This window comes from Algibacter sp. L1A34, assembly GCF_009796805.1.
Classification (GTDB): Bacteria; Bacteroidota; Bacteroidia; order Flavobacteriales; family Flavobacteriaceae; genus Algibacter.
In genome coordinates, this window is the sequence record NZ_CP047029.1 from 2687007 (window position 1) to 2705772 (window position 18766).

An 18766-nucleotide genomic window follows, 5' to 3' on the forward strand; every position below is an offset into this window, starting at 1 on the left:
AGTTTTATAAAATGGCTACAGATATAAAAAGTAAAGAAGAAATAGTATTAGAAGATAACGAACTCGTTTGTATTCTCTCTGGTGAAGTTAAAAAAACAAAGGCAATAGAGTCTAATCTACAGTCCGTAATCTTAATGTTGAACGAAGAGTATGGCTTCGACTTAGATGATATGGAACGTGACTATACCGTGGAGTATGAAGATCCAGAAACTGGCAAGACTAAAAAGCAAAAAGTTAACTTGGTCATCTTTGAAAAAGGAAAACCACACGAGCAAGATTTTATTATTAGAATCGCTATTGTACAAGATGATAAAGTTAAAGTAACCGATAAAAAGAAAGGACTTACAGCAACGCTTGAAAACGCTATGGCAGCTGTTGAAAGTTGTGAGTTTGGGCTATGGGCAAATGGTTCTAGCTACAACTTCTTACAAAAGGAAGACGACGCTATTGGTTTTGATTATGACTTTACAGACTTATCAGATTTTCCAGGAGAAGGAGAAACGTTAGAAGATTTAGATAGAGCAGATCGCTCGCACACACGTACACCTGCAAATGACTCCTTAATAAAGGTTTTTAAGCGCTCACACGATTATATTTATGGTAATGAAGGACGTAAAAAAGATGCGTTCTGGCAACTGCTAAATTTAATATTTTGCAAACTCTATGATGAAAAACGTCGCTTTATGCCACAGCCTGATAACGTTAGTTATCGTCGTAAATTCTGGGTTGGTGTTAAAGAGCAAAATTCCGAAGAAGGAAGAAAAGCAGTAGCGAAAAGAATTAAAGACTTATTTACTAATTTAAAAGAAGACGATTTATTCTCTGAAGTGTTCCAGGGGAACGAGAGTATAGATTTAACGGATAAAGGCTTGGCTTTTATAGCAGGCGAGTTAGCAAAATACTCCTTCTTAGATGCGTCTGTAGATGTTAAAGGATTGGCTTATGAAACCATAGTAAGTAATACTTTAAAGCAAGAAGCTGGTCAATTTTTTACACCACGTAACATTGTAAAATGTATGGTAGAAATGCTTGACCCTAAAGAACACCATCGTGTGCTTGATCCTGCTTGTGGGTCTGGAGGTTTCTTAGTAATGGTATTAGACCACGTACGTCAGCAAATGGCAAAAGAAATGTTTCCTGATTTAGAAGGTCCATTTTTAGAAGAGAAATACAACTCCCCAGAAGTAAATGAAAAAGTAAGTATCTCTGCAAAACCAGTAAAGGTGTCAACAAGACCAAGAGTAACAAAACACGGAGGTGGAACAATACAAGCTACAGGGAATTAATGAAATCAATCACATTAACACATAAAGGTAAAAGGAAAACTAATCAAGATGTTGTTTTGACAAAAAATATTAATCCTGATACATATTTTTATTTGGTTGCAGATGGTATGGGTGGATATGATAATGGGGAAATAGCTGCTCAAATAGTGTCTGATAGCATATTAACTTTTTTATCAAATGTTATCGAGATAAACAAGGAAAGTATTCAAAAAGCTATTAATAAAGCAAATCTCGCTATCCGACAATTTCAAGAACAAAATCATTCAAAAATGGGAGCTACACTTGGGGCGGTAATATTTTCCAAAGGCATCGCCAAATGTTTTTGGGTGGGGGATATTAAAATTCTTCATTATTCAGAAAGCAAACTAACATTTGAGAGTAAGTCGCATAATTTAAAAAATGAACTTTCAAAAAGTGAATCTTCTAATGAAGTTTTTAAATCATCCAAGTATTCACATATTGTTACTCGTTCTATTCAAGGTGTTGTTAAAAAATCCATAATTTCTTATCAAGAAATTACTATTAAAGAAAAAGATAAATTGATAATTTGTTCAGATGGAGTTCACGGTCTCATTGATAGTCAAACAATATTGTTCCTAATGAATAATGAGAAAAAAAACATTTCATTTATTGATGAACTAAATAACAGATTAGAAAATGAGAGTAATGACAATGCCAGTTTAATCTATGTAACAGAATTTAAATAATATGAGTTCTCAAACAAAAATCAACATCTTCCAAGGCAAAATAATCTTAAAATATGATAAACTAGGTTACATCGAGTATGACGTAGATTCGAGAATTTCTTATACGGTTAGTGAATATCCAGATTTCAATTTTGGAGAAACAATAAACTTCAATATAATTGAGAAACGCATAACTGGTTCAGAAAACACTTTTAATCGTGCTATTAATTTAGTGTTAATTGAAAAGCAAGAAAATAATTTAATACGCCTAAACAAGGTGTTAAGGGAACTAAATATATCATTAAATCAAGCAGATGAATATCTTTTAAGCCAAGGTGTAGAAATAGAAAAAAGAACTACAACTAAGATATCTGAGAGCGTTTATAAGTTATTGGTTAATGAGTTTTCTATTGAAAAAGATCTTGAAGCGCAAATATCTAGCGAAGAAAGAGGATCAATAATTGCAACAACAGTTCTTGAAATAATCAAACCTTCTACAATAGTTTTAGAATTCTTTGAAGGAAGAAAAGCTATTCTTCCATTACAAAATGTTGCTTGGAATTTTCCCAGTTCAGAAAAATTATTTCAAACTTTTAAAGTTGGTGATAGTACTGAAGTAGTTGTTTTAGAGAACGAACCAAATAAGCCAGTATTAGTAAGTAGAAAACACTTATTACCAAGACCTAGTGAGGAAAATGATTGGCAGGATCTAAAGGTTGGCGATATATTAAAAGGAACTATTGTTCAGGTATTAAATACTCAAATAGTTTTTAGTTTTCCAAATAAACTATTTGGAACGGCGATTAAACCTAGTGAATTTTCGAAAACTATTAGTGAAGAAATGGAAGTACAAGTACTTTCAAAATCTGTAGATCGTTTTTTACTTAGTACTACTGTTTCTTTCGAAACAGCAAAAATAAATAAAAAAGTTACCCAGAAATCTAATGATGATTCTCTTGTTGCATCAAAAGTTACATATGAACACGGAGATGAATCTTTAAAAGATGCTGAATCCTTTTTTAATTCATTGTATTATGATTATTGTGAAGAAAGTGAATCTAATAATGAAAAAAAGTTTTTTCAAGACGCATTTGCAGATAATCATAATTTATTTGACTTAGCGGTTTCGCTAAAATCACCACTATACATTCAATTTACTTCTACAAGTTGGGAAGGTGACTTCAAATCAAAACTACTGCCTTATTTGGCTAGCCTTTCTCCAGAGTTAAATACGGAACAAAAAGCTATAGATTATTTATCTAAACAAAAATATTGGATCACCATTAACTCATCAAGAGATAATAGAAACTTTTGGACATTGTTTAATCAGGATCTTTATATATCTGGTTTTGTTACTGAAGAGCCAGATGAACATTTCTTTTTTGTAAGTAAACTAGAGATAGGAAGAAAAAACAAAGATTCATCCTATTACAAAGAGAAGTCTCAGCAGAATGGATGTTTCTTATATGATTCTGAAATCTCCTTTTTGAAGCTTCAGTCGAATATACCAGTTCTTGATAAGCCATTAGCAAAAGTATTTGAATTACTAAAGACAAAATCTGAGGCTTTTTTGCTTTATGGAAAACTTAAAAGAAAAACTGGTGCTCTTTTAATGGAAGAAGGGGAATCCTTAAAGATTTTTGATAAGTTCTTGGAATATCAATCCTTTAGAGAAAAAGAAAAAAATAAGCAGAAGGCTATCTCGGTTTCTGGGTATATTTCAAAGATTCCTGCAATTGATTGTGAAGCATCGATAGAAATAATAGCATCGGAATCTTTGAAAGATATTTATGAGTCAAGTGACTTAGAAAGGATTTTGGTAACAATAAAGACTTCAGAGGACTCAACGAAGGAAAAGAATAATGAAAAAGAATTGGTTTGGTTCTATGATGCGGAATTTGAAATTGTAGATAATACAGCTCGTTTTCATTTTTCTGAAATGGAAAAGAGTATTACCGATTTAAAGAGTGGCTTTTATGTAGAGCCTAAGATTTCCCTAAAACAATGGCAGGTTCAAAGGAAGGTTATTCAAGATTTTTTTGATAAACGCATCAATATTGCACATATAGAGACAATGTTTCTGAAACCTGATAAAATCAAAGCTCCAAAATTGGAATCTTTCAATTTCATCAATCCACTATTGAATAAAGCCAGAATATATACACCTGAAAACAATCAGGTTAAGTCTGTGATTAAAGCAGTTGGGAACGAAAACATTTTTTTAATTCAAGGGCCTCCTGGTACTGGCAAGACAACTGTAATTGCAGAGATTGTTCAACAATTAACGAATAAAGGAGAAAAAGTATTAGTTACAAGTCAAACTCATATTGCAGTAGACAATGTTTTAGATAAATTATCAAGTTTAAGTCATTTGACTTTAGTTAGATTCGGAAATAAAAAAAGAATCATGTCTGGCTTAGAAGGTTTTCATATTGATAATCAAGTTGATGCTTTAGCAATGTATTATGGAAGTGTAGTCGAAAACAATATCAAACTTGTTTTAAAGAATATAGAATCCATCGATTCATCAGACGAAGAAATAACTATAATTTTATTAGAGCATTTAAATAATGTATCGATTAATTATCCATCAAATTTAAAAAAACGACTTATAGGGTTAAATAAGGATTTTATATTCGCACTGAAAGGTCTAGATATTGACCAATTAAGTAATTTAATTGGTGTTTTAAAAACATGGCAGAATGAAATAGCCTCGAGTCTAGAAGATATAGCACGCCCAATAATTTATGATTCAATGAATGTTGGTTTTGCTACTTGTATAGGTGTTCGTATAGATAAAGGGTTATCTGATAGAGATACAAAATTCGATACGGTTATAATTGATGAAGCTGGTAAAGCCAATTTATCAGAATCTATCGCGGCAGTTTCTATGGCAAAGAAGGTTATTCTAGTAGGAGACCATATGCAGCTTCCTCCGTATATAGATAGTACTTTAATTAATCCTATTGATAAAGATAGCTTTCCAAATAATCATAGATTTAATAGGAGTAAATTTAACCAAGAAGCAATAAATCATGCATTAACAACTTCGTTATTTGAGTATTTAGTAAATAAGAATAAGGCTAATTTATTTCCGTCAACTAATATTGAATTATTGAATTTTCAGCATCGCATGCACCCAGATATAGGAGAGTTTGTATCAAATGCATTTTATAATAGTAATGTCCAAATGGGTGCATCAACTTCAAATAATACGTTGCCTTTATCTTTTCCATTTGATAAGCAAGTAATATTTATTGATACAGCAAATAGTAAAACACCTTATGAATCAAAAGAAGGGATATCTTATAAAAATGATACCGAAGCCCTCTGTATCTCAGAAATAGTAATTCCAAAGTTACTTGAAGAAAGAGTAGACAAAGACAAATTTGCTGTGATAGCTCCTTACAAAGCCCAAGTTGCCAACATAGTAAGCAAATTAAAAAAATGTAATATAAGTGGTGTCGAAGTCTCAACATTAGACTCATTTCAAGGAATGGAGTTTGACACAATAATATTTAGTTTCACTAGATCGGAAAAGTTTAAACAAGTAGGTTTTTTAGATGATGCGCGTAGATTGAATGTAGCTCTTTCAAGAGCAAAAAAGAAATTAATTCTTGTAGGTAATAGTAATACCTTAATGGCGAGGAAAAGTCATTTTGATGTCTTATTTAACTATACTAATTTATATAGAAACCTTGTAAAGCTTAGTAAGAATGAGGAAAAAGGGAACTTTATTGATATTAATAATCTTTCTGGCGTAAGTCAATTTGAAAAGGCACAAAAGATTTTAAAAATAGGTGAAAAACATTCTTGTACTTATAAGAACAATATAGAATCTAAGGGAGGTAGTCTACTTCACTTCTTCACTATAGATGATTTAATTGATGGTAGCTTATATGATTCTAAAGGAACAAAATCATTCATAAAAGGTGAAGAAACGATGCTTTTGATAAAAAATTTAGATACAAAATTAGAAAGGGTATATCTAAAAGAAATTTCAGGAAATTTTAAAAAGAAAATTCAGAATAATTCTTATAAGAAAACGAAAGATTCTCAACTTAGAACAAAAGCATTTCAATTAAAGTTTTTTCTTGAAAAAAAGGTTGGGGATAAAGTAATGTGTAGCTATAAAAACTACACAAAAAATCTTGGCCATTTTTTTAGCATTTATAAAGGTTTTGATGGGCTTCTTTATGATCCAAATAATAAAGAAAAGAGTTATACAAATGGTAATGAATATGAGATGATTATCCATAGTATAGATAAGTCTAAGCGACAAGTATCTCTAAAAAGTAAAAAATAAAGATGGCAAACTATAGATTAGACATAGCACGTTTTATTGATTTAGAAACTGAAACTAATAATAACTTAAAAGCAGTTGTAAGTATTCAATATCCTATTTATTATATCCATTCTGAGATAGTTGACACTAAACCTCATATTCTTTATGGATTAGATAAAGTGGTTGTAAATAGTTCGAAAATTTTTAGATCTTTCAATGATGATGACATTGCCAAGTTACTTTCTTTACCAGCTTCAGTCATAGCAAGCAGAAAAAGCTATATGCATAAAAATGAATATTTAGATAAAAACGATGTGTTAACTAATGTCGGCGAGAACTATATTAGTAATGAAGAAGATAAGATGGAGCATCATATCTCTCAAGATTTTCTTATTGATGGCATAAGCCTTAAACCACTTCCTAAAGAGCTTTATGGTGTTAAATATAAAGAGGAATATATTTTTGAGAGCGATTATTATCACTTCACAAACAAAAATGGAGAGACTGTTTCCAACAGACCATTTTCTCCAGACTTAACGCATCAGCCTATTCAAAAGCACATTATCGAAAAAAATCTTTTAAATGTGCGGGTAAATGAACGAAGCGACTATAATATTCCTTTGGGGTTAAAAACATTATCATCTCTTACATACAGCGTCTGCACCTTACCTGTTTTTATTGGTTTATTTGAAAATAATGGTGTTTTAAAACGTAAGCTAATTAATGGTTTTGATTCTTTAGGGAAAGATGATCACCTCAACGTATTTCTGCCAAATTTAGAAAAACGAATTAAAAATTTAGAACTTAGATTAGATGAACGAAATTCGAGAGACGGTAGTACTAAATACAATTTTGAATCTAATTGGAGGGAAATAGATTTAATAAGTGATGAAGATAGATTATTCCTTTTTTCTAAAGAAGATTTAAAAGGTTTCCTTTGTAAGCAATATCAAATTGAAGATTTAGAACTAACAGATGTTAATCGTGAGCCAAATTCTATTGGATTAAAAGTTACCAAGGAAGTGTTTCAAAAAACAAAGTCTAAGAAGAAACTTCTTAAAAATATTAAGAGAGGTACAGATTATTTTTTAAAAAATAAAATAACATCTGGCGTTTGGATTATCTTCTTTGATTTCATTGCTGGAGATGATTTTATAAGAGATGCTGTTGAACTTGCAAACCTTGTTGATGATTTGACAAGCAAACGCTTTCCTGAAGAAAAAATACTAGTTAAAATTATGGCTTATAATAATCATAGACAAATTTTAGTGGCATTAGAAGAATACAGGTTATTGGAAGAAATAGATATATCGAATCATATGTTAAACCTAATAAATGAATAACAGCTTGATAAATAAAGAGATTTTTGAAGGAGGTTATTTTGTCTTGAATGATAATAGAACACAAGCTGTTTTAAGAGAATACCCTAACTTATTATTTACATTAGATGGATATCCTCAAATTAAAAACCATATTATTAAACTTATAAGAAATGCGGTTAAAGTAATTAAACTTTGTTCTTTTATAATTAGTGATGAGGAGATTGCTTTTGAGTTATTAGAGAAATGCAAGAATACAGATGTAGCTGTTTTTTTACTTACGCAATTAGATGATAAAAAGTTCAATTTTGATTTTTTACCTGAAGAAGTATCTACTGAAGAAGGTAAAGAACATATGTCAATTATTACAAAGCTTTATGGTCTTGGAGCACACGTAAGGGCAGCAACTTCAGCACATGCAAAGTTTATTGTTTGCGATAATTGGGATGCACTAATTATGAGTGCCAATATTACTTCTCCGTCTTTAAATACTAATCCAGAAACAGGTGTTATTCTAAAAAAAGAGAAAGCATATAGAGAGTTAGATAAACTTTTTGATATTCTTTTTCAAAAAGGAACAGAGTATGTTGGTTTTACAACATCTGGCAAAAAGCAACTAATCTCATCGCGTTCCACAAATATTACAAAAGAAACACTCGACTTAGTTGATGAATCAAGCATAAAGTTTACTTGGGGAAAGTTAAACAATTCCTTGTACGAAAGCATTGTTGAATTGATTAAAAAGGCTAATTCTGATATTTTTATTTCGACATATTCTGTTGTAAGCTTAGATAAAATCCCTGAATTGGTAGAAGAACTCACAAATGCTATTGATAGAGGTCTTGCAATAAAACTATTTTGTAGAGCAATGAATCATAGAAAGGATCATTTAGATAGTTGTTTAAAATTAAAGCAAATCGGAATCGAAATTTATGGAGATTATTTTAATCACTCAAAAGGTATTTATTCAAACGACAAAGGCATTTTATTTACGGCAAATATTGATGGTAATCATGGTCTAATAAATGGTTTTGAGGTTGGAGCAATAATACAAGGGAATCAACTTAATGACTTTAAAAGTTTTGTTGAATGGCAAATTGAAACGGCGCCTTTCTACTTTACTATTAATCCTAATAAGCAAACATATTATGATATGTACGATGTTTATACAGATTTTAAAAAGATTAATAATCCTAGTTTTCCATCGAACTGTATAATCCATATCAATACTGAAATCAAAGATGAGTTTTTTCAAGACCCTATATATTTGTTAACTGATGAGGATAAAAATGTTTTAAAAATGAAAATTTCAGATATAGAGTATGATGTGAAAATGGAAGGAAGTAATATTACTGTTATAAATAAATCAATAAATAAAAGCTACAATATGCAATCTTACTTACTAAAGTATAAAGACATAGACGTAGTAAACGACTAAATGGCAAATACACTCAAATATCTAGAAGAATGGCGTGATCTGGCAAGTCATGGTAATTTTAAATTGGCTGAAAACTTATACTATGAGAAGTTATTTCCCGAAGTGATTTCTATTTTCTGTGAAAAACACCAATCTGAATTTTCAGAAAAAGGAGTTTTAGTATCATTACTTGGGTTTTCTCCTGAACCACTCATATTAACTGCTAAGGCGGTTAAGCCAGCTCATCATTATATTTTGACTACGGAAATTCGTGAAGATATTCTTGATCGTATTCACAATTATTTGGATAACGATTTTGAACTTGTTATTATTGATTCTCCAGATTTTCAATCTATTTACAAATCACTAAAAGAGATACTGTATAAAGTAAATACTACAAACATTACTCTTGATATTACTGGAGGCAAAAAATCGATGGTGGCTTCTGCTGCTATTTTCGGTAAAGACTATAGATTTAGAATTACTTATGTGGATTTTGAGGAGTATATAAAGGAGCTCAGAAAACCATTACCTGGTTCTGAAATATTAAATACTGTATATAATCCAGACATAGATCAACCTGAATTATTTTTAAAGTAATGACACATCAAATAGTATTATTAGGAGGCCAACTATTACCAGTTTATATTGGCGTTTTAGAAAGGAAGCCACAAGTTGTTCATATTCTATACACAAAAGAAACAGTTAGGCTTAAAACTCGATTAATTCAACAATTTAGAGAAGTTAAGGTATTTGATTATCAAATCGACCCATATGATTATGACTCAATACAAGAAACCATTACTAACATAATATGTAATAATGAGCATGCTACTTTTGAATTGAATCTAACTAGTGGTACTAAGTTAATGGCATTAGCAAGTCAACAGGTTTTTAGCACCTTAGATTGTTTTAGTTTTTATATTGATCAAAAACAAAATATTATTAATTTATCAGACGGTACTAAACACAAAATAAACGCTTTAATTTCAACGAAAACATTTCTTTCTTTATCAGACCATAATACTTTTACTTCATCTACTTTGAAGTCATTCAATAAAGAAGAATTGGACTTGGCAAACTCAATATTTGAGTTGAGGAAAAATAAGTCTGGAATAGGAGAGCTTTTTAAATTATTTAGATCTTTAAAGGTAGATTCTGAATCGAAGAATTTTTCTTTCTCTAACTCTAAATATAGAATTTATTGGCATGGTAATCTCCTTTCTGTTGAAGCTCCAAGGTTTAAACTTACAGGTAAAGGTGTAAATTCATTTAAGATTCTAACAACTGGATTATGGTGGGAATTAATTATCGGTATGGCTGTGAATGATTGGAAATATGCAAAAGAGATTCTTATGAGCTTAGCAATTAAATCCAATATCAATTCGAATATGGATAAAAACGAAATAGATATTCTTATTAATACAGGGCAGAATATTTTTTTTATTGAATGTAAATCAGGTATTGTAACCCAATCTGACCTAAATAAAATTAGAACAGTTAGTAAATTTTATGGAGGTATTCGTTCCAAATCTATACTTGTATCATTCTATAAACCGAAAGGCTACCTTATTGAAAAGTGTCACGATTTAGGTATTGAAATGTTTTATTTAGAAGGAGCTTCATCTAAACGTTTTGAATTAAAGACTATTTCTAAAAAGTTAGATAGTTTATTAAATCGAATTGAATTATAATTTGTACAAGGTAGTGTTAAGAATATTAATTGTCTTAATGCCTAGCTTAAATCCACACTTCCAGCACATACTCATTCTTTCGTTTCGCAAAAAGCTACACGCATTCAATCGCAAAAGCTTACAGTTCCGCGCAATACTAGTTATGTCCATTTCGCACCTACCTGTCGGATAGACGCTACATGACCACAACCAGTATTCTGGCCAACGCGCATATCATCTTTTTGTTTAATACGCAGAACAAGCATTAAAATTTAGGAAGGCAGGTAATAAGGTGTTCGTCAGTCGTTCCATTTAGTTCCATAGTACATAATCAAAAATGCTTCTATCGTCGCATTGGTGCTTACCATAAATAATACTACTGCGGCGAAAACGTCCTCGCAGCATTATTTATTTGCACTATTGCACACATTACTCTATTCCTCACCCATAGCTACTCTTGCACCTTAAAATCCAAAATGGTTTTGCGCTATGCACAAGTTCTAAAAATTAAGGTGCAACCGCTATTTAATGTTTTGCGAGCCTGCGGGTCGCTGCGGGCTTTAACGGTGTCACATTTTTTGAAACCTATCATATTAAATTTTGGCAAATATTAGAACAGCTATGTCTTAGGTGAATTATTATTTCAAAGAATATAATATCAAAAAACTGCGCCACCTAGCGTGTACCACATTACCGTGAGAGTGCTCGTGCCTCACACTATCACTCACAGTACCCTTGCTCATCTCGCAGGCGGCTCGCGCCTTTTGGATTACCTGCTTAAGAAACATTTGTATTTTGTAATAAAATAGAAAATATGATTACAAAAACAATTCAAATTCAAGACATCACGTTTGATGAATTAGCTGATGCAGTAGCTGAAAAATTAATGTCTAAGTTAAAAGGTTATATCGATCAAAAAGAAATTGAAAGAGATGATGATGTATACTTAACCAGAAAAGAAGTAGCCGAATATTTAAAAATAAGTTTAACAACAGTACATCATTGGACTAATAATGGAATATTAATAGCTTCAAAAATTGGGAATAGAGTATATTTTCAAAAATCAGTTCTAAAGAAGTCAATGTATGTAACAGGTAAGATCTAAAAAAGGACACAAATATAGTTGGCTTCCATCGGCCACCACTAAAATGCTATAAAGCTCAAGCCAAAGGTTTTGAAAAAAATAATCCGCCTAAAAAAGCGGATCATTTTTTTAAACCTAAAACTAGGCGTATTATTTTGTCCAAAAAGCTTGACAGCATAGCCACACCACCAATGGGATAGTTATCTTTTTTGTTTTTCGTTAAAAATAATAGGAAAGGGTTTTGTACTATATCTGAATAATCTCGTTAACAAAAAAAAGAGCCTCTACTGAAGCTCTTACTTTATTCTTTTTTCTTTCTATGCAGAAGAAATTGATGTATTCGTTTAACCATTAGTGAAACTAAATAACTGACTATAGCTCCAAAAGCAGCCATGACAGCAGTTTTAATGAGGTCTGCAGATGTGATTTGAAACCACACAGATGAAACCGTGCCGCCAAGAATTGAAAAGCGAATATGTGTCACATGGTGTGTCACGCTATTCCGTACTTGATGCGGAATCTTTTCCGGCTATTTTGGGAACCTCTGTTTTGTCATCTATAGTGACTGCTTGACTGACTGCTGTAACAACAGTTCCTGCTACTGTCATATAAGTGGCAACAGTGACCAGTACAACTGGCAAAGTGATAGGTGCTGCGATGATTGCTCCTCCTGCAGTAGCTAAAGCAATTCCGATATTACGTAATGTTCTAAAGAACTTTGGCGTTGGTTTTTTATAACGTTCTACAATATTCATAATTTTAAGATTTAATAGTTAATAATACGTTTTCGTTTCTGTCAAAGGCCTGGTAGCATAGTGATACCAATTTTCGAAGTAATGGTTTTGAATTCGTTCCTTTTCCAATGCCTGTTAACTGCGTTACAGGAGCAATACAGCCACGAAGCTCTCGCTTAGCGTTATTCGCTGGATGTAGTAGTATAAGACTACGGTTGTTCACGCCTACAATGTGTAAGTGATGACCGAATTTCACCGAATACCTCGCCTTTAGCTCGTATTCGCCTTCAGGAATACAGGACACTTGTCTTTGGTTATTTAACCAAGTCAATTCAATCGCAAAACCTAAAAATTGACCATTGTAGAAGAGAGCACTGTTAGTGCCCGCTTCAAAATAGGTCCTATGCAATAACATAGTCATTTAGACTGTATCTACTTTCGCTACAGAAAGAGCGTTAAACGCACCGTTTTTCAACGGATACATTTGTCCATTCACCTCTTGGTAAAACTCAATACCAACGACCTGCAGTACTGGAAGTACTGAGTTTGCAGTAAGAGCAACGGTAAGGTTAATAGCTGCTGTGTTCGCTCCATCATATGGAAGGATAGCAGTTTCTGCACTTTCAAATACAGAAGCTTCATTTGCAAAATCAAGTTCTGCAGCACCCATGACTAATTTGTAATGTGTTGTTCCTCCTGGTGCAGCAATACGTACCGTTGGTGCAAAGGCAACAATATCCACATCCACGTCACCAGTTGCACGATCATATGTTGTCACATATGGCGAGTAAAGTGTGGCACCTAATTTTCCATTTGCGTTAAACTCAAAGCCTAGCAAAGTGTTCATATCACCATCTTCGATGGTTCTAAGTCCACGTTCATTAACGGCATCAGTTTTAGTGACCGCAACTAAGCTTTTTGTCAAACGACTGACTACGCGTTTATCTTTTGCATTCTGCAAAAGCACGCGAATAGCATTTCTGATGACTTTGCCACCTTTTCCAGCACGTCCAAATTCAGAACCATTCTCACGAGTTCTCTGGAACGCTGGATCATTTGCAATACGATTTTTATCGACACCACCTTTTGAACGCGCAAGGTGTCCGTCTGCGCTTTTGTAGAAAGAAATATCTCCGATAGTTCCTTTTAATTTGATAATACCTGTTTGTCTAGCCATAATGCTCTAAAATTTTGATTATCAAGCAAAAGACTGTAGATTTATAAAAGAAATCAAAAAAACACAGACATCCATTCCGATTGATTCGTTTTATGCCATTTCAATACATATAGACGATCCCATGATGAGGTATAGACAAAGTATAGATAGAGTATAAAATGAGAATAGCAAGAGCCTGCATATATCCAAAAGACATTCAACGTATCACCGGAAGAAGTGAGCGCTACGGACGTAAGCTTTTAAATGACATTAAAGCCCACTTTGGTAAGAAGTCATATCAATTTATCACAGCAGAAGAATTCGCAGAATATAGTGGTATTAAAGAAGAAATCGTAAATCAATATCTGGAGACTATTTAATTACACCCTTACAGGTATAATTAAATAAAAACATAGTGGTATCATACCCTAACGGGTATAAAACTACATAGTATTTGATACGATTTATATAGGTTTGAATCTTTGATTTTTGTAAATTTGTTATGTCTTAGACAAGCTAAATGACTATAGAGACATTTAATGTAAATGGTAGCAATTCGGTTAGTATCTACATTTAAAAGCTTACAAAGTCACTAGTACTAAAGAGTTACGGACAGGGTTTGAATCCAGTCGAGGTCACTAGAGTAGATAAAGCTTCTAAGAAATTGGGAGCTTTTTTTATGCGATAAATTTAAATTAATCTAGCGCATTTTTTGTGACATAAACCCGCCAACCTATAATGGCTAACTGTAATTTATTTGCTTTTGATAAATCGAGTTGTTTTTTAGAAAAACTTGGTAAGAGTGTTTTATTAACCTTTGCTAAAATTTTGAATATTTGCTTTTGCATATGTTACCACATTTTTTTGTAAAAATAGTAAAACTTATTCTAGACTAAGTTTTACATGTTTTGTGGTTAAAGACTAGTAATGATTGTAATTATTAAATCGATTACTAGTTTTGCAAGAGTCATCATAATTGTTAGTTTTAAAGGGTTAGTATTATACTCGGTTTTTCGATTGAGTTTTCAATATATATTTTTAAGAAGCTATCTTCCAAGTATTTTGCTGCTAATCGGTGAAATTGAATACGAATTTGTAAGTAAAAAAAATGTTTTAGTTTTAATATTTAAGTGACTTGCTTCATATATGTTTTTAACTGTATGTAATATGTGTTAATATGGTTATAAATTGAAGCTTTTCAAGGGGTTTTTGAGGGTGTGTTTGAGAAACCAAGGGGGATTTGGTGTAAAACATAGCTGTTTTTGATGGTTTTGTCTTTTCTGAATTTTAAAACACAAAAAAAGACACTCATTGCTGAGTGTCTTAATTTTGAATTTATGAGTTATGAGTTTATTTTTTTGTGATAATTTCTATAACCCCATTTTTACCTTTATCTCCGTATTTGTCTGTAGCATTTTTATTTTTTAAAACATTCATTGATTCTATGTTTTCTGGATCAAGATTTTTTAAGTCGTCGTAATTTATTTCTTCGTTGTCAAGATAAACTAAAGGTTGTTTATTTTTCTCTATTTCTAATTTATGTTGTGTTTTTTTTGTTTGTACAGAATCGTTGCTTTGTTGATTGCTACTTTTGGTAGTAATTTCGATAGCTCCATTTTTAGCTTTTTCTCCATATTTATCAATAGCAGATTTTCCTTTAAGTACATTGATCGATTTAACGCTGTCTTCTTGTAAAGTAAAACCTTTTTCTTCTGTAATTTTACCGTCGATAATGTATAAACGATCTGTGTCCGTTTGAAGTTGCGCCTTTGTTATCTCAAGCCCTATTTTAAAGTTTTCATCATTACTATTTCTTATAGTGATGCTGTGGTCGCTTTTATCGATAACAATATTTATGGTTTTTATCGGGGCGCTAGAATTAGAGCTATAGCTCGTGCTGTGAGATGCTTTATAATTTACTGATAATTTAATGTCGGTAATAAGGTTGTTTTTATTTCTTTTAAGTTTACTTAATTTTAGAGTGTATCCTTTTTGTGCTAAATCTCTTTTAAGTTTTTCTATAGTATTGTCTGTGGTTTCTTTATGAATGTAAAGATTTAGTTTGTCTTCGGAAGTTGTTAAATTATTAATGTTAGAAACATCTTCTGTTTTAGAATTGATAATAACCTCTTCCGTATTGAAACTCATTAAAAATAGAGTTAATAGGGGTAATACTATTGCATACTTAAATAAACTGATTTTCTTCGATTTTGATTTGTGTAACATAACGATTCGTTTTTTGATTAATGATGTGTGAAAATTATTGGTTAAAGCCATTTGATGAGATGGCAAACTTGTTTTTAGTAAGGTGATTTGATACGTTTTTTTACAATATATTTGACGTTGGGTTTCATTATCGGCTATAAATTCTAAATTTTGTTTTAACGCTTTGTTGTAAAACCATATAAACGGATTAAACCATAACGCAACACAACTAATTTGCGTGAGTAAAACATCGATGGAATGTTTTTGATTGGCATGAATTTTTTCATGAATTAGAATTTGTTCTAACTCGTTGTTGTTAAAGTTATTTGGGTTGAAAACAATCCAGTTAAAAAAAGAAAAAGGAGATATATTTTTGTGTGTTTTAATGTAAGTGTATTTACCGTGTTTCTCTTTGTTACTTTTAGAGATTACTAAACCTAAAGAGGTAAGTTGTATTAAAAACCGAATAGAAAAACAGATGACTCCTAGCAAATATATTGCGGGTAAATAATCTAATATACTAAATGGTGTTTCGATGTTTTCCGAAACCTCGGTAGGGATATTATTGAAGTTTGTTATATTTACTGGCGTGTACTCAATATAGATAGGGATCACTAAAAAAGGCAACGCAAATGCTGTGAAAATGCCGAGTATTAAAAACCATCTATTTTGTTCAAAAAAGGTATCGCGTTGCAAAAAGACTTTATAACTTATATAAAAAATGGCTAATAAAGCAGATACTTTTAATAGATATTCCATAATTAATTGTCTTTTTCAATAAGTTTAATAATCTCTTTAAGCTCGTCTACACTAATCTTTTCTTCTTTAGCAAAAAAGGATACCATGTTTTTGTAAGAGTTATTAAAATAGTTGTTAATGGCGGTATTCATAAAACCTTTTCTGTAATCTTCCTTAGAAACAATGGGGTAGTATTGGTGAGTTTTACCGTATGCATTGTAGGCCACGTATCCTTTTTCTTCTAAATTTCTAATTATAGTAGAAAGCGTATTGTAATGCGGCTTATCGTTTTTAATTTCTGCTAAAACATCTTTTACAAAAGCTTTTTCAAGGGTCCATAAAATGTGCATTATTTCTTCTTCTTTGTTGGTTAACTTTTCCATTATAGGGTAAGATTCTAGTTATCAGTAGTTTTCAAATATATAACTATTTTTATAGTTATAAAACTAAAATAGTAGTTATTTAACTGTTTTTTAAGTTTTCAAGTTTTTTATATTCTATTAAAATGGGATAAGCTAATTGAAAAGAGGTGATTATTCGGGGTGAAGTACATTCCGTTTTAAAGTTTTCATAAAGTCTTTGTCTTTGATTTTAACAACGAAGCGATCTCAAATCTTCTTATTGTTTTCAAAAAAACTTTTCGCTTTTCGCTTTTCAGTTTTTAGTTTCAATTATCTTCGCAAAAAATTATAGTTATGAGTTTACTTTGGGTTATCCTTGGTTTTATTTTATTGGTTGTTGGTGGCGAATTTTTGGTTCGTGCATCTGTAGCGTTATCTTTTAAGTTTAATATCTCTAAAATGATTATCGGGATGACGGTGGTATCTTTCGCTACATCTGCTCCCGAGTTACTCGTAAGTTTACAAGCTGCTTTATCTGGTTCGCCTGCAATTGCTATAAACAATGTAGTGGGTTCTAATATAGCCAACATTGGTTTGGTTTTAGGGATTACTGCTATGGTGAGTACCATTGCTGTAGATAAATCTTTTTATAAACTCAATTGGCCAGTAATGATGGTGTTTTCTATGGTACTGTATTATTTTCTAAAAAATGATAATATGCTATCTGCCTTAGAAGGTGGTATTTTATTCTTAGGTCTTATCGTGTTTTTAGTGTATTTAATTCGAACTGCCAAAAAGGATGCCGAACCTTCTGATGAGGTTGATGATTCTCTTGCTGTGGTCTCTAATTTTAAAATAGGAATCTGGTTACTAATTGGAGCTTTATCATTGTATTTTGGTAGTGAATGGTTGGTTGAAGGTTCTAAAGCTATTGCGCTTTCCGTTGGAGTATCAGAAGCTGTAATAGGCGTATCGCTTATTGCTATAGGTACTAGTGTCCCAGAATTAGCAGCATCGGTTATTGCGGCAGCTAAACAAGAAAAAGCTATTTCTTTAGGGAATTTAATAGGATCTAATATTTTTAATATCGCATCGGTTTTAGGTTTAACAGCCATGATAAAACCAATTCCGGTAACAGAATCTTCTATTTTAAGTACAGATATTTTTTGGATGCTTGGTTTTTCGGCCATTTTAATTCCGCTAATATTTTTACCAAAACGTTTACAAATTAGCAGATTAAAAGGTTTTGCTTTAGTTGTTGGTTATGGTATTTTTATGTTTTTAGTATTTACCAAGAAATAGGCTTTTAAGTATTATGATTAAGATACAGAAAGCAACGGTTAATGATGCTGAGTTAATTGCTGAAATAGGAGGTAAATCCTTTTTAGAATCTCACGGACATAGTGCTTCCGAAATCGATATTAAAAATTTTATTGATAAAACGTATCATGAAAAAGCTATAGCTGAAGAGTTTAAAAATGGAAACGTTCAATATTATATTATTTCTTTTGAAGATAAAATAGCGGGCTTTTCAAAAATAGAGATTAACGCTTTAAGTCCTTGGGTTGATGAAGTTGATGTTACTAAACTAGATCGGTTTTATTTATTGGAAGCGTTTCACGGAAAAAAGCTAGGCGTAGCCCTTTTTAATTTTATTATTGAAACATCTAAGCAGTATAATCAAAAAGGAATTTGGTTGGCTGTTTGGGTAGAAAATTTAAAGGCCATAAATTTTTACACAAAAAATGGTTTTAAAATTGTTGGAGATTACGATTTTAAGCTCTCAGATACACGCTCTAATCCCAACCATATTATGTTTAAGGCATATTAATTTCTTCTTTA

The 18766-nt window shown here is 31.5% G+C and carries 17 protein-coding genes; 11 read left to right on the forward strand and 6 right to left on the reverse strand.

The window, feature by feature from the left end; all coding sequences use genetic code 11:
• Positions 1–11: 11 nt before the first annotated feature.
• From GQR97_RS11500 to GQR97_RS11535, 8 genes are all read left to right on the forward strand, one after another.
• Positions 12–1286, forward strand: coding sequence for a class I SAM-dependent DNA methyltransferase (locus GQR97_RS11500; RefSeq protein WP_199269847.1), 1275 nt, complete (start codon positions 12–14; stop codon positions 1284–1286).
• Complete coding sequence (locus tag GQR97_RS11505; protein ID WP_158848504.1) at positions 1286–1993, forward strand: PP2C family protein-serine/threonine phosphatase; 708 nt, start codon at positions 1286–1288, stop codon at positions 1991–1993. The genes GQR97_RS11500 and GQR97_RS11505 overlap by 1 nt, the downstream gene beginning before the upstream one ends.
• 1 nt (position 1994) lies before the next feature.
• Complete coding sequence (locus GQR97_RS11510) at positions 1995–6278, forward strand: AAA domain-containing protein (protein WP_158848506.1); 4284 nt, start codon at positions 1995–1997, stop codon at positions 6276–6278.
• Positions 6279–6280: 2 nt separating this feature from the next.
• Complete coding sequence (locus GQR97_RS11515) at positions 6281–7600, forward strand: hypothetical protein (protein WP_158848507.1); 1320 nt, start codon at positions 6281–6283, stop codon at positions 7598–7600.
• Positions 7593–9014: a phospholipase D-like domain-containing protein gene (locus GQR97_RS11520; protein WP_158848508.1), complete on the forward strand. Its 1422-nt coding sequence runs from the start codon at positions 7593–7595 to the stop codon at positions 9012–9014. The genes GQR97_RS11515 and GQR97_RS11520 overlap by 8 nt, the downstream gene beginning before the upstream one ends.
• Positions 9015–9593 carry a DUF1887 family protein gene (locus GQR97_RS11525; protein WP_158848509.1) on the forward strand — a complete coding sequence of 193 codons (579 nt, stop codon included), beginning with the start codon at positions 9015–9017 and terminating at the stop codon, positions 9591–9593.
• Positions 9593–10687, forward strand: coding sequence for a Card1-like endonuclease domain-containing protein (locus GQR97_RS11530; RefSeq protein ID WP_158848510.1), 1095 nt, complete (start codon positions 9593–9595; stop codon positions 10685–10687). The genes GQR97_RS11525 and GQR97_RS11530 overlap by 1 nt, the downstream gene beginning before the upstream one ends.
• Positions 10688–11480: 793 nt before the next feature.
• On the forward strand, positions 11481–11771 hold the full coding sequence (locus GQR97_RS11535; protein ID WP_158848511.1) for a helix-turn-helix domain-containing protein: 291 nt from the start codon (positions 11481–11483) through the stop codon (positions 11769–11771).
• A 476-nt stretch (positions 11772–12247) separates the two neighbouring features.
• Here the strand turns inward: GQR97_RS11535 and GQR97_RS11540 are convergent, their stop codons facing one another.
• Genes GQR97_RS11540 through GQR97_RS11550 form a run of 3 tightly spaced genes read right to left on the reverse strand, consistent with a single transcriptional unit; the run spans position 12248 to position 13661 of the window.
• The gene (locus GQR97_RS11540; protein ID WP_158848512.1) at positions 12248–12505 is read right to left on the reverse strand and encodes a hypothetical protein; all 258 of its coding nucleotides are present in this window, start codon (positions 12503–12505) and stop codon (positions 12248–12250) included.
• A gap of 4 nt (positions 12506–12509) precedes the next feature.
• A complete protein-coding gene (locus tag GQR97_RS11545; protein ID WP_158848513.1) occupies positions 12510–12905 on the reverse strand; it encodes a DUF5675 family protein in 396 nt (131 codons plus the stop codon).
• The gene (locus GQR97_RS11550; RefSeq protein ID WP_158848514.1) at positions 12906–13661 is read right to left on the reverse strand and encodes a hypothetical protein; all 756 of its coding nucleotides are present in this window, start codon (positions 13659–13661) and stop codon (positions 12906–12908) included. It lies immediately after the preceding gene.
• 158 nt (positions 13662–13819) lie between these two features.
• On the opposite strand from GQR97_RS11550, the gene GQR97_RS11555 reads away from it, so the two are divergent.
• Positions 13820–14020, forward strand: a complete 201-nt coding sequence (locus tag GQR97_RS11555; RefSeq protein WP_158848515.1) for a hypothetical protein — start codon at positions 13820–13822, stop codon at positions 14018–14020.
• 315 nt (positions 14021–14335) lie between these two features.
• Here the strand turns inward: GQR97_RS11555 and GQR97_RS11560 are convergent, their stop codons facing one another.
• The 3 genes from GQR97_RS11560 to GQR97_RS11570 all read right to left on the reverse strand — a co-directional run bounded on the left by GQR97_RS11560 (position 14336) and on the right by GQR97_RS11570 (position 16966).
• The gene (locus GQR97_RS11560; protein WP_158848516.1) at positions 14336–14488 is read right to left on the reverse strand and encodes an SsrA-binding protein; all 153 of its coding nucleotides are present in this window, start codon (positions 14486–14488) and stop codon (positions 14336–14338) included.
• Positions 14489–14990: 502 nt separating this feature from the next.
• Complete coding sequence (locus tag GQR97_RS11565) at positions 14991–16604, reverse strand: M56 family metallopeptidase (protein ID WP_158848517.1); 1614 nt, start codon at positions 16602–16604, stop codon at positions 14991–14993.
• Between the two features lie 2 nt (positions 16605–16606).
• Entirely contained in the window at positions 16607–16966 is a 360-nt protein-coding gene (locus tag GQR97_RS11570) for a BlaI/MecI/CopY family transcriptional regulator (protein WP_158848518.1), read from the reverse strand.
• Between the two features lie 312 nt (positions 16967–17278).
• Here GQR97_RS11570 and GQR97_RS11575 point away from each other — a divergent pair, with 312 nt between their 5' ends.
• Together GQR97_RS11575 and GQR97_RS11580 are read left to right on the forward strand one after the other, a co-directional pair.
• Positions 17279–18226, forward strand: a complete 948-nt coding sequence (locus GQR97_RS11575) for a calcium/sodium antiporter (RefSeq protein ID WP_158848520.1) — start codon at positions 17279–17281, stop codon at positions 18224–18226.
• Between the two features lie 13 nt (positions 18227–18239).
• Complete coding sequence (locus GQR97_RS11580) at positions 18240–18755, forward strand: GNAT family N-acetyltransferase (protein ID WP_233267530.1); 516 nt, start codon at positions 18240–18242, stop codon at positions 18753–18755.
• The last annotated feature ends 11 nt before the right edge of the window (positions 18756–18766 follow it).